The sequence below is a fragment of the Exiguobacterium aurantiacum DSM 6208 genome (assembly GCF_000702585.1).
GTDB lineage: Bacteria > Bacillota > Bacilli > Exiguobacteriales > Exiguobacteriaceae > Exiguobacterium > Exiguobacterium aurantiacum.
Genome location: NZ_JNIQ01000001.1, coordinates 2,333,646 through 2,345,723 on the forward strand (window position 1 = coordinate 2,333,646; position 12,078 = coordinate 2,345,723).

The 12,078-nt window shown below is 52.3% G+C and carries 10 protein-coding genes; 3 read left to right on the forward strand and 7 right to left on the reverse strand.

The window, feature by feature from the left end:
- Window positions 1-48 precede the first annotated feature (48 nt).
- Both P398_RS0112320 and pdhA read right to left on the reverse strand, forming a co-directional pair.
- Window positions 49-1,026: an alpha-ketoacid dehydrogenase subunit beta gene (locus P398_RS0112320; RefSeq protein ID WP_024369978.1), complete on the reverse strand. Its 978-nt coding sequence runs from the start codon at window positions 1,024-1,026 to the stop codon at window positions 49-51.
- A gap of 3 nt (window positions 1,027-1,029) precedes the next feature.
- Window positions 1,030-2,115, reverse strand: a complete 1,086-nt coding sequence (pdhA, locus tag P398_RS0112325) for a pyruvate dehydrogenase (acetyl-transferring) E1 component subunit alpha (RefSeq protein WP_024369977.1) — start codon at window positions 2,113-2,115, stop codon at window positions 1,030-1,032.
- Between the two features lie 331 nt (window positions 2,116-2,446).
- Between pdhA and def the strand changes: the two genes are divergently transcribed.
- Both def and P398_RS0112335 read left to right on the forward strand, forming a co-directional pair.
- Window positions 2,447-2,986, forward strand: coding sequence for a peptide deformylase (def, locus tag P398_RS0112330; RefSeq protein ID WP_029335519.1), 540 nt, complete (start codon window positions 2,447-2,449; stop codon window positions 2,984-2,986).
- Between the two features lies 1 nt (window position 2,987).
- On the forward strand, window positions 2,988-4,613 hold the full coding sequence (locus tag P398_RS0112335) for an alpha/beta hydrolase (RefSeq protein ID WP_029335521.1): 1,626 nt from the start codon (window positions 2,988-2,990) through the stop codon (window positions 4,611-4,613).
- 41 nt (window positions 4,614-4,654) lie between these two features.
- On the opposite strand, the gene P398_RS0112340 is transcribed toward P398_RS0112335, so the two are convergent.
- Window positions 4,655-6,112: a phospholipase D family protein gene (locus P398_RS0112340; protein WP_029335522.1), complete on the reverse strand. Its 1,458-nt coding sequence runs from the start codon at window positions 6,110-6,112 to the stop codon at window positions 4,655-4,657.
- 63 nt (window positions 6,113-6,175) lie between these two features.
- Window positions 6,176-7,843: a ribonuclease J1 gene (gene rnjA, locus P398_RS0112345; protein ID WP_024369973.1), complete on the reverse strand. Its 1,668-nt coding sequence runs from the start codon at window positions 7,841-7,843 to the stop codon at window positions 6,176-6,178.
- Between the two features lie 219 nt (window positions 7,844-8,062).
- Here rnjA and P398_RS0112350 point away from each other — a divergent pair, with 219 nt between their 5' ends.
- The gene (locus P398_RS0112350) at window positions 8,063-8,839 is read left to right on the forward strand and encodes a Cof-type HAD-IIB family hydrolase (RefSeq protein WP_029335524.1); all 777 of its coding nucleotides are present in this window, start codon (window positions 8,063-8,065) and stop codon (window positions 8,837-8,839) included.
- 30 nt (window positions 8,840-8,869) lie between these two features.
- Here P398_RS0112350 and P398_RS0112355 read toward each other — a convergent pair whose 3' ends face one another.
- From P398_RS0112355 to P398_RS0112365, 3 genes are all read right to left on the reverse strand, one after another.
- Window positions 8,870-9,532, reverse strand: a complete 663-nt coding sequence (locus P398_RS0112355) for a potassium channel family protein (protein WP_029335526.1) — start codon at window positions 9,530-9,532, stop codon at window positions 8,870-8,872.
- A 107-nt stretch (window positions 9,533-9,639) separates the two neighbouring features.
- Window positions 9,640-10,671, reverse strand: a complete 1,032-nt coding sequence (locus P398_RS0112360) for a cytochrome d ubiquinol oxidase subunit II (RefSeq protein ID WP_024369970.1) — start codon at window positions 10,669-10,671, stop codon at window positions 9,640-9,642.
- Between the two features lie 14 nt (window positions 10,672-10,685).
- Window positions 10,686-12,074, reverse strand: a complete 1,389-nt coding sequence (locus P398_RS0112365) for a cytochrome ubiquinol oxidase subunit I (RefSeq protein ID WP_024369969.1) — start codon at window positions 12,072-12,074, stop codon at window positions 10,686-10,688.
- Between the last annotated feature and the right edge of the window lie 4 nt (window positions 12,075-12,078).

A 12,078-nucleotide genomic window follows, 5' to 3' on the forward strand; every position in this document is an offset into this window, starting at 1 on the left:
TAAACACGATGAGGGAGACAATTCTCCCTCATCGCCAAATGAACACGATCAGAAGTTGATAACTTCCTTAACTTTTGCAACGACATCTTTATGGTCAGGTAACCATGCGTCTTCCCCTTGTGCGAAGGCGAAAACTGTGTCAGGTGCAGTCACACGAAGCACTGGAGCTTCGAGGTGAAGAATTGCGCGTTCTTGAATTTCAGTTACAACGTTCGCTGCGATACCTGCTTGACGCTGTGCCTCTTGAACGACGATCGCACGGCCAGTCTTTTTAACAGACTCGACGATTGTATCGATATCAAGCGGGCTCACTGTCATGAGGTCGATGACTTCAACGTTGATGTTTTCTTTTTCGAGTTCTTCCGCTGCTTTGAGTGACGTGTGGACCATCGCACCGTATGTGATGATCGAAACGTCAGTTCCTTCACGCTTCACGTCTGCTTTTCCAAGCTCGATCGTGTATTCGCCTTCAGGTACTTCGCCACGGAATGAACGGTAAAGCTTCATGTGCTCGAGGAAGACGACAGGGTCGTTATCGCGGATTGACGCGATCAAAAGTCCTTTTGCATCGTACGGAGTCGACGGGATGACGACTTTAAGACCAGGTGTCTGAGCCATCAAGCCTTCGAGGCTATCCGCATGAAGTTCAGGTGTTTTTACACCGCCACCGAACGGTGAACGGATTGTGATCGGCTGGCTGTAAGCGCCGCCTGAACGGTAACGCATACGTGCCATTTGAGCTGCGACCGAGTCAAATACTTCGAAGACGAAACCGAAGAATTGAACTTCCATGATTGGACGGAAGCCTGTGAGACCGAGACCGATTGCAAGACCACCGATACCAGACTCAGCAAGCGGCGTGTCGAAGACGCGGTCTTCGCCGAGCTCGTCTTGGAGACCTTCCGTAGCACGGAATACCCCACCGTTTTTACCAACGTCTTCTCCGAAAAGAAGTACTTTCTCGTCGCGCTTCATTTCAACGCGCATCGCATCAGTAATCGCTTGGATCATTGTCATTTGAGCCATAACTTACTTCGACTCCTTTGCAGTATATTCTTCGAGCTGCTCTTTCAAGTTAGCAGGAAGTTCTTCGAACATGTTGTTGATGAAGTCCGAAACTTTTTGTTTTGGTTCTTTGTCTGCGAGGCTGATCGCTTCTTTCACGTCAGCTTTCGCTTGCTCGATCACTTCGTTCTCCATGTCTTCGCTCCAAAGTTTTTTTCCTTCGAGGAAGAGGCGGAAACGTACGAGTGGGTCTTTCTCTTGGTACTCAGTATCGAGTTCTTTTGTACGGTAACGTGTTGGGTCATCCCCAGCGAGCGTATGTGGTCCGTAACGGTACGTGAGTGCTTCGATGAGCGTCGGTGTTCCTTCAAGTGCGTCTTTACGCGCTTGTTGCGTTGCGGCGAGGACAGCAAGCACGTCCATTCCGTCAACTTGGATTCCGTTGATGCCCGCTGCTACAGCTTTTTGCGCGATCGTTTTAGCTGCAGTTTGCTTCTCGACAGGTGTCGAGATGGCGAAGCGGTTGTTTTGTACGACGAAGATGGCTGGTGATTTGAATGCACCCGCGAAGTTCAAGCCTTCGTAGAAGTCACCTTGTGATGAACCACCGTCACCAGTGTAAGTAATGGCGACGTTAGTGTTGCCGTTGCGTTTGAGGCCCATTGCCACACCCGCTGCTTGGATGATTTGTGCCCCGATGATGATTTGCGGCATCAATACGTTAACGTCTTCAGGGATGCGGTTACCCGCCACGTGTCCACGTGAGAACAAGAACGCTTGATAAAGCGGAAGTCCGTGGAATACGAGTTGTGGGATATCACGGTAGCCTGGAAGGATCCAGTCTTGTTTGTCGAGCGCGTATTGCGTCCCGATCATCGTTGCTTCTTGTCCAGCCACTGGCGCGTAGAATCCTAGGCGACCTTGGCGGTTAAGTGAGATTGCACGTTGGTCCCAAATTCGAGTATAGACCATGCGGCGCATAAGCTCCTGAAGTTGCTCGTCCGTTACGTCGGGCATAGCGTCTTGGTTGACGACTTCGCCCTTCTCGTCGAGAATACGGAACGTTTGGAAGTTTTCTTCCACGTTTTGAAGTACCTGAACGTTGTTCATTCGTTTCACCTCATCCTTTCAACTATGAGACAATTGTCTTTTTTGTGATCAAACACTACCTCAAATCTTAAGTGTATCTGTCCAAAAAAGCAATCTGTATTAACGTGATACAGGAAAGTAATTCTGCTCCTGCCGTTTCTTAGACAGTATAGAACGGGTTGTTATAATAACGCAAAAAATATGCTCACCTTATAAAAACGCTTACATGAACACATCTTTTCACTCATTTCGTCTCTGTATCATTTTCATTTCACCTTCTGTACCATCTCGAGGTTTTCTACATTAAATATGATATAATGAGTCATATCGAAATTTGGAAAGGAAGTTGTACATGTTAACGATGAAAGATGTGATTCGTGAAGGAGACGACCGGCTCCGCCTTCGTTCGAATGAAGTCCCGGTACCGCCAACGGCTGAAGACTTGGCGTTGCTCGACGAGATGGAGACGTTCCTCGTGAACAGCCAGGACCCGGAGATTAGTGAAAAATACGAACTTCGAGGCGGTGTCGGCATTGCCGCTCCCCAGCTCGGGGTCAATCGCCGTTTCTTCACCGTCCTGCTCGCAGAAGAAGAGGAGACGTTCAAGCTCTCGATTTTCAATCCGAGAATCACGAGTCATTCCGTCGAACAGACGTTTTTAAATGGCGGTGAGGGATGTCTGTCTGTCGACCGTGTCGTCAAAGGGAACGTCCCGCGCCATCGCCGCATCACGCTCGAAGGATTCGACCGCGACGGCAATCCGATCAAATTGCGACTTCGTGGCATGCGCGCCATCGTCTGCCAGCACGAACTCGATCACTTAAACGGCGTCTTGTTCTATGACCGCATCAACCCGACCAATCCACTTGAGACTTACGGTGAACCGATCTGAGGTGACGAATGTGAAAAAAAAGGCGCTGTTGTTAGTATTCCCATTTTTATTTCTTTTAATCGGAGGATGTGTCCGCATCGAATATGATGCCACCGTCCATTACGACCAATCGGTCACGCTCGAGACGACGTATGCGTTTCGCGACCATCCGGTGATGAAACTGCTCAATTTACGACTAGATTGGGATACGTGGAAACAACAAGCGAACGATAACGGTTACGCGACCCGCGACTACTCGAGCGAAGATGACTATGAAGGCATGGTATTGAAAAAGACGTTCGCGAGTGTCGATGACCTACAAAATATAAAAGAAGAATGGAAGACCGGTCCGGCCGGTATCCTCGTCCCGCCGGACATGGAGTTCGACGTCCAAAAAGAGGATGGCATCTGGTTCGACTCATACGTGCTCAATACGAACCTCGACCTTCGGCTCGACCGCATCGAGTTGCCGGGCGTCAATTTGAGCGGGTCACCGAAACAGCTCGCCGAACGATACGTCCGTCAAGCCGATATCCGCTTCAATTTGACCGTTCCGACCGGCGTGTTCGTCGAAGATGGGACCGGGCTCGACCCGCGTTCAATGAAACACGTCGAATGGCAAGTGTACGGCGGCCGGCAAAACAACATGACGCTCGTCGCCCATGTACCGAACGTCAAGGCCTGGATCATCACGGTCGTCGCCTTCGTCGTCTTCAGTTTTGCCAGTTTCTTCGTGTGGCGAAAATATCGGCAAAACGTCGGGGACCCGAACAAGACGTCGCTCCGGTCACGTCTGCTCGGTGTGATCATCATCGTTCTCGCCTTATCGATCATCATCGTGACCGTCCGGGAAGAGCTGACGACGGAACGGAAAGCCGAGGCGGTGCGTCAAGCGGCGCAAACTGACGAGTTCATTCCGACGTTCGCCGTGCACGGGCTGCTCGGGACCGACCGGACGTTCTTGCGCTTCTCGCAGTTCATGGAGCAGCGCGGCCTCGCCAAGGACGGCGCGCTCTGTACCGTCTCGACAGAGAGCGAGGTCGACTGTGTTATCAACGACTATAGCTCGAACCGTCCGATCGTCCGCATCGAGTATGAAGACGCCGAGGCGTCATTGAACAATCAGACGAAATGGTTGAACGCGGCGATCGAGACGTATAAATCCGAGCGCAACAAGTCGTTCGATCGCATGTACTTGATCGGTCACAGCATGGGCGGTGTCGCCGCCGCGAACTATATTTTGAACCAAGATGACTATTTGATCGACAAGTTCGTCTCGTACGACAGCCCGTTCGGCGGCACCCGCCTCGCCAACTTCGGTCTGTCGGCGAGCAACTTCGGTGTCAACACAGGGAGTGCCGCCATTCGCGACCTATCACCGACGTCAGACGGACTCCAGGCGTTCCAGTCCAAACTCGAGACGTGGCCTCGCTCCGTGCAAGTGTTGTCGTTCGCCGGGCGCGGCGGGGAGTTCAACTTGATCGAACCAACAAGTTCACTCCTGCTCGAGGAGTACACGAACAACATCACGACCGAGACCGTTCCGTACGACCACTTCTCGCTCCACCGGAAGACGGACGTACTCCGGGATACGGGCCGATTCTTATACGAGTACACGAACGAGTTCAACCCTGTCGAGACGAATTGACGCCAAATAACCCGCCTCCATCATGGAGGCGGGCTTTTCATTTAGTACGTCATCGTCCACGTCAGCTTCTGTAACCAATAAATCAAATATTTGCCGATCGGCAAATCGGTTTGAATCTCTTCGTACGCGAGCGTATACGTTCCTGCTTCGTTGTTCCACAACCGTTTGAAGTAGCCATCGACTTCAGTCATAAACTCCGTCTCGGTCGTCGCGACGACTTCGACGTCGGCTTCTAAGTTATAGTCGTTCATATTGCGCGCCGTGTAGTTGCCGGAGCCGATGACGACGACTTGTCGCTCCCCTTCGACGTACAACAATTTCGGGTGATACTGTTCGTCCCCGACTTCATACCACCGGATTTCGATTTGATCAGCATTGACCGTGTTCAGTTCGGCCGTCACCGGCAAGTTCGGCAGTCCCGACTTGTCCCGACCGAACGCGTTCGTGTTCGGGTCGAGGATGAGTTTGACGAACACGCCCCGCTCTGCGGCCCGATGGATGGCATGGATGATATCCCGGTCAGCCAAATAGAACATGCCGACCCAAATCGTCTCCCCTGCCTTCGCCTGGTCCATGCCGTCGATGACCGCATCTTCAATCTTCGACTCGGTCACGTAACGGATTTGCATCGGCCCGTCCGAGTCTTCTTCCCGAAGGTTCGCCAATTTCTCTTCGTCCGGGAATCTCGCCTCGTCTCCTTTCGAGAACCGGGCGATCGCTTCCTCGCCTTCAAGAATGTCGGCAAGAATCGGTCCGTCGAGCCGGACGCCGACGTTCGAATGATAGCCGCTCGCGTCATGCGGGTTCGCCGACAAGACGAACCCTTCATTTTCGGTCACCATGACTTTGCGATGGTTCGCCTTCACGTTCAAGAGCCGTAAATACGAACGGATCGTGATGTCTGGCGCTGTGCTCGCCATCGGGTTCGGCAACCAACCGTTCTGACTGTCCCCGAACCATTGAAACATCATCCGGTACAAAGTCGAGTATAAAATGTTCGGGTCGCGGAGCGCGCCGAGGTTCGTATAGACGATTTCAGCGCCCGCCTCTTCTAGCAAGTCGAGATGGTCGGCCGGATGCCCGTTATACGTCGTGTTGATCTCGTCGGTGATGACGACGACGTTCAAATCGGGATACGCTTCCATCTGTTCGAGGAGCGCTGTCGTCAGTCGCGCCGTGATGGTCGGATATTCACGGTCTTCATTCGAATAAGGATTGAATAAGAAAAAGTCCATGACGACATATTCCCGTGCCTCACGGATCGACCGTTCCACGTCTTGGAATATCTCCATTTCGTTCACTTCCGTGTCTTCCCCTTGGTACGTCAGATCGAACAAGAAGTCGATTTGATCGTCCGAGATCGCGACCGGTTCAGAAGCCCGTGACACCCCTTCCGGGAGCGGTTTTACTTGATGATAAATCATCGTGACGAGAAATAATAATAAAAATACGGCGAGGCCCCACTTCCACCAACTTCTTTTACGCTGTTTCTGTTTCATCGCATCATCCCCTTGTTTTTGTTCTCTAAAAAAACGGGCTGTAGTCGCCTACAGCCCGTTCGGTCATACTTCCATGATGATCGGTAGGACCATCGGGTGCCGTCTCGTTTTTTGCGCCAAGTACGGTGTGAGCGTGTCGGATACGAGTTGTTTCATTTCCGACCACTTCATCTGCTTATTGGACAAGCCTTGTTCGACCGTCTTTTTGAGCAAACGTTCGCCGTCTCGAATCAAACTGCCCGACTCGCGCATATAGACGAAGCCGCGGGAGATGATGTCAGGTCCTGAGACGAGTTTACGTGTCTTGCCATCGATGCTGATGACGACGACGACGAGCCCGTCTTCTGAGAGGATACGGCGATCGCGCAAGACGATGTTGCCGATGTCTCCGATACCATTTCCGTCAATATAGACGGCGTTCGCTGAGATTTTACCGGTGATGGCAGCAGAGTCGGCATCGACGGCGAGCACTTCACCGTTGTCCATGACGAAACTGTTCTCTCTCGGAATCCCGACCGATTCGGCGAGCTCGGCGTGTTTGACGAGCATTCGGTACTCCCCGTGAATCGGCATGAAGAATTTTGGATTGAGCAAGCGAATCATGAGCAATTGCTCTTGCTGTGAGCCGTGGCCGGATGTATGGATGTTCGTCAACTTACCATAGACGACGTCTGCTCCCGCTTTGTACAATTGATCGATCGTCTTCCCGACCGAGATGGCGTTACCTGGAATCGGTGAAGAAGAGAAGATGACCGTGTCACCTGGGATGATTGACACTTGACGGTGTGTCCCGTTGGCGATACGGCTGAGCGCGGCCATCGGCTCCCCTTGTGAACCGGTACAGAGAATCGCCACTTCATGCGGTTCGTAGTTCCGCATTTGATTGGCTTCAATGATCATACCTTTTGGTACGTTGATGAAACCGAGCTCTTGCCCGATCGTCATGACTTTGTCCATCGAGCGGCCGAAGATTGCCAAGTGGCGTCCCGTCTCGGCACAAGCATCGACGACTTGTTGCAGACGGTAAATGTTCGAGGCGAACGTCGCGAAGATGATGCGGCCTTCCGCCTTCCGGAACGTCTCGCTGATCGTGCCGCCGACGACTTTCTCACTCATCGTGAAGCCTTCAACTTCTGCATTCGTCGAATCGGACAACAGGCAGAGCACGCCTTCCTTTCCGATGTCTGCCATTTTGGCAAGATCAGCCGGTTCGCCGACTGGTGTGAAGTCGAACTTGAAGTCGCCGGTATGGACGATGTTCCCTTGCGGTGTCTTGACGACGACACCGAGCGAGTTCGGGATCGAGTGGGTCGTCCGGAAGAACGAGATGCTCGTCTTACGGAACTTGACGATCGCGTCCTCATCGATCTCGTGAAGTTCCGCCTCGCGGAGCAATCCATGTTCTTCAAGTTTCACTTTGATCAATCCGAGCGCGAGTTTCGTCGCATAGATCGGCAACTTCACTTGCTTCAAGAGGAACGGGATGCCACCGATGTGGTCTTCGTGCCCGTGGGTAATAAATACCCCTTTGACTTTGTCTTTGTTTTTGATCAAGTACGTATAATCTGGAATGACGTAGTCGATTCCGAGCAAGTCGTCCTCCGGGAACATGATGCCGGCATCGATGACGATAATCTCATCTTGGAATTGAACGACGTACGTGTTCTTCCCGATTTCGCCGAGTCCGCCTAACGCGAACACAGCAGTTTGGTGGTTCTTTACAAACTTCATTTAATCTCTCCTAACTCCAATTAGTTGTTTTTCATCTATGTGAAACATAAGTAATTCGCACAGTCTTGTTACGTTCCGTAAGATTCTTTCTTCATTATAGCTCATATTGTGACAACATTTCACTAAAGACGTCAGATTGAGGGCGGTTTCTCGATTTCATGTTATGCTTTCTAGTGTAGCAACAACTCATAATTAGACAGAGAAAGCATGGTGAGTCAAATGGAAGATAAAAAAGTCGTCTTTTTTGATATCGACGGGACACTCCTTCACGATGGGACGTTCATCCCCCCTTCGACGATCAAAGCTATCCAACAACTTCGTTCGAACGGGGTCGAGACGTTCATCGCAACCGGACGCGGCCCGGCGATGCTATCCACGATCCCGGCACAAGTCGGAATCGACAGCTTCGTCTGTTACAACGGTCAAATCGTCGTCCATAAAGGGGAAGTCGTCTATCGGAACGCGTTACCGACGAGCGCCCTCGACCGTCTGACAGGCCATGCCGGGAATAACGACCATACGCTCGTCTATCTCGGCCAACACCGCGGAGTCGCCACGAAAGCGAACGACCACGTCGTCGAACAGTCTCTCGGCGAGCTCGATATGCCGATTCCGACTTATGAACCGAATTTCCACGTCGAACAGGACGTGTATCAGACACTCCTCTACTGCACGCCCGAAGACGAGCATCATTACGTGGACACTTATGACGAGTTCGATTTTATTCGCTGGCATCCCCACGCCATGGACGTCATCAATCGCGGGGCAAGCAAAGCGGACGGGGTCCGGCACTTCATCGAGGCGAACGGATACCGCCTCGAAAACACGTATGCGTTCGGCGACGCGTTGAACGACTTGGCGATGCTTCAATACGTCGGGACCGGGATTGCCATGGGCAACGGCCGGGCCGAGACGAAAGCGGTCGCGGATTATGTGACGAAGTCGATTCTCGAGGACGGGATTGAGTACGGACTGAAGAAGATGAACCTCATTTGAAACAAAACGAGAGGCAGACGCCTCTCGTTTTTATCTGGACCGGAGTGTTCGTTCGAGCCGGTCGAGGTCGGTATCTTTCCCGATGATGATCAAAATGTCTTCTGGAAGGATCATCTCGTCCGCCTGCGGAGAGATGATCACGTCATCGTCGCGGCGAACCGCCACGATGTTGACCCCGTATTTGGCCCGAAGGTCTAAATCGATGAGCGATTTGTTCGAGAGTTTATCCGACGCCTTGATCTCGACAATTGAGTGCTCGTTTGACAGCTCGAGATAATCCAAGATGCTCTGGCTCATCAACCCGTTGGCAATCCGGACACCCATGTCGCGTTCCGGATGGACGACATTATCGGCACCGATGCGGCGCAATACTTTCTCATGGTAGTCGTTCGTCGCTTTAACCGTGATGATTTGGACGCCGAGCTCCTTCAAGATGAGCGTCGTCAAGATGGACGCTTGAATATTTTCTCCGATCGCGACGATGACATGCTCAAAGTTGCGAATCCCAAGGCTCTTCAATACGTTCTCATCTGTCGTATCCGCGATGACCGCATGCGTCGCCACTCCCATGAACTCGTTGACGCGTTCTTCGTCCGCGTCGATGGCGAGGACGTCGTATCCGTTCGCTGACAGCTCACGCACGATCGACCCGCCGAAACGTCCTAACCCAATGACTGCAAATTCACCTGTCATACCTCATACATCCCTTTCTAACAGCGCGTTCTGTTCTCGATTCTTCGTTCAGTGTAACTGATTCCCTCCGAAAAGACTACACAAAAAAAGACCGGGAAGACCCGGTCTTACGCTTTGCCGCTCGAGCGCTTCCCTCGCACGTAATCGTTGTCGAACAAGAACAGTCGAAGCAACAAATAAAGTGCCGGGACGAGCAGGAGCAAACCTAGAATGAAGACGACGACGAGCGCGATTGCCATCGACTCGTTGACGACACTGCCGTTAATGTCGATGTACGGATACAGGATATACGGCAAATGCGTATAGCCGTAACCGAACCACGCCATAAAGAACTGGCCCATGACCATGAGGAAGGCGATACCGTAGTTTCGCTTCAAATAGACGAGCGCGACGGCTACGACGAAGAAGATGAAACTTGCGGCGAACCACCACCAGTTACCCGCCAAAATCCGTTCGTAGTGCCAAGCCGCTTGTGACTTGAGTCCGAAGAAGACGAGGCCCGAGGCGATAATCGTCGGGACACTCCAGAATAGCGCCCATTTCCGGACGAGCCCGATCGCCGTCTTATCGCCGGCTTTATCTGCATAGAACAAGAGAAACATCGAACTGATGTAGAGCACCGAGACGATGGCGAGCGTGACGACGGTCCACGAGTAGAAGTTTGTGAACAACTTCATGCCGTCGAAGAAGACACCCGCTTCCGTCTCGTTGATAAACCCGCCTTGACTGACCGTGAGCACGGTCGACATCGAGGCCGGAATCAACAAACCGGTCGCACCGTATAAGAACATATAGAACGTGCTCTCTTTTGAACCGTAGTTCGCGAACGCATAGAAGCTACCGCGAATCGCTAGAAGAATCAACACGACCGAGGCCGGGATGAGAAGTGCTGTCCCGTAGTAGTAGGCCGTGTCCGGGAAGAACCCGACGATGCCGACGAAGAAGAAGACGAAAAACACGTTCGTCACTTCCCATGTCGGAGACAAATACCGTGCAATCAGACGGTTGACCATATGGTCTCGCTTCGTGTACTTGCTATAGAAAGCGAAGAATCCTGCACCGAAATCAATCGATGCGACGATGAGATAGCCGTATAAGAACGTCCATAAGACGGCAATCCCTAGTTCTTGAATCTGCATGTCATACCCTCCGATCACACTTCATCGGCAAACATCGCTTCACCGCGATGTTCCGATTGTTTTAGTTCTTTCCCGACTGGGTTGTCCTTGAACAGACGAGTCAAGACGAGCACCGTGACCACGCCAAGAACCGCGTAGAGGATTGCGAAAGCGACAAGCATCCAGCCGACGTTCGCCGACGTCGTCGCCGCCTCGCTCGTGCGCATGAACTCATAGAGCGCCCAAGGTTGACGACCTAACTCGGCGAAGAACCAGCCGAACTCGATGGCCATCATCGAAAGCGGACCACCGGCCGCGATGGCAATAAGCATCGGCTTACTGAATTGATTCAACCGTTTAATATACCGTCCGAGCACGAACAGGAACGAGATGAGCGCGAGCAACATCCCAATTCCGACCATGGCGTCGAACAAGTAGTGGACAATGAGCGGCGGTTGGTCCTCCTTGGCGAACTCATTCAAGCCCGTCACTTCATAGTTCGGGACACCACCCGCTAAAATCGAGAGCGCATACGGGATCTTGATGGCCCCGCGCACTTCGTATCCGCCTTGACCGTCATCTTCGAGCCAGCCCCCTAAAATGAGCTCAGCTTCGGAGGACGTCTCAAAGTGCCATTCGGCAGCCGCCAACTTATCCGGCTGATATTTCGCCAAATACTTCCCTGAGAAGTCACCGACGAGCGCTGTCGCGATGGCAAAGATCAATGCGACCGTCATCGTGAGACGAAGCCCGCGCTTATGGTAGGCGATTGTCGCTTGATCGAGCTTGTTGCGATGGCTACGGAGCAATTGTACTGCCGCAATCGCCGCCAAGATGAACGCTGACGTCAAAATAGCCGACGTCAATACGTGCGCCATCTTCGTCGGCATCGCCGGACTGAACATCGCCTCGATCGGGCTCACATTCGCAAGTTTCCCGTCGACGATATCAAACCCGACCGGTTGGTTCATAAAACTGTTCACGGTTGTAATGAAGAAACCGGAGAACAATGCCCCAACCGCGACCGGAATCCCGATGAGCATGTGGTGCCATGGGTTTTTAAACCGGTCCCACGTATACAAATAAATCCCGAGGAAAATCGCCTCGAAGAAGAAAGCGAACGTCTCCATGAAGAGCGGGAGCGCGATCGTCTGACCGGCAACACGCATCAAGTTCGGCCACAGCAAGGATAATTGCAGTCCGATGGCCGTCCCTGTGACAACACCGACCGCGACGGTCACAACATATCCACGCGACCACCGTCGGGCCATGAGCGTGTATTTCGGATCTTTCTTCTTAATCCCTAAAAATTCAGCCAATAAAATTAAAAGTGGAACCCCGACGCCGAGTGTGGCAAAAATCACATGGAAGCCTAGTGTGAGTGCCGTTAACGCCCGACTCATCAGGACAGGATCTTGAAACATCTAT

Bases quoted from the DNA above. Each gene is read 5' to 3' on its own strand.
- P398_RS0112355 (WP_029335526.1), bottom strand. From the start codon at position 9,532: ATGACAGGTGAATTTGCAGTCATTGGGTTAGGACGTTTCGGCGGGTCG.
- P398_RS0112360 (WP_024369970.1), bottom strand. From the start codon at position 10,671: ATGCAGATTCAAGAACTAGGGATTGCCGTCTTATGGACGTTCTTATAC.
- P398_RS0112340 (WP_029335522.1), bottom strand. From the start codon at position 6,112: ATGAAACAGAAACAGCGTAAAAGAAGTTGGTGGAAGTGGGGCCTCGCC.
- P398_RS0112365 (WP_024369969.1), bottom strand. From the start codon at position 12,074: ATGTTTCAAGATCCTGTCCTGATGAGTCGGGCGTTAACGGCACTCACA.
- rnjA (WP_024369973.1), bottom strand. From the start codon at position 7,843: ATGAAGTTTGTAAAGAACCACCAAACTGCTGTGTTCGCGTTAGGCGGA.
- P398_RS0112350 (WP_029335524.1), top strand. From the start codon at position 8,063: ATGGAAGATAAAAAAGTCGTCTTTTTTGATATCGACGGGACACTCCTT.
- P398_RS0112320 (WP_024369978.1), bottom strand. From the start codon at position 1,026: ATGGCTCAAATGACAATGATCCAAGCGATTACTGATGCGATGCGCGTT.
- def (WP_029335519.1), top strand. From the start codon at position 2,447: ATGTTAACGATGAAAGATGTGATTCGTGAAGGAGACGACCGGCTCCGC.
- pdhA (WP_024369977.1), bottom strand. From the start codon at position 2,115: ATGAACAACGTTCAGGTACTTCAAAACGTGGAAGAAAACTTCCAAACG.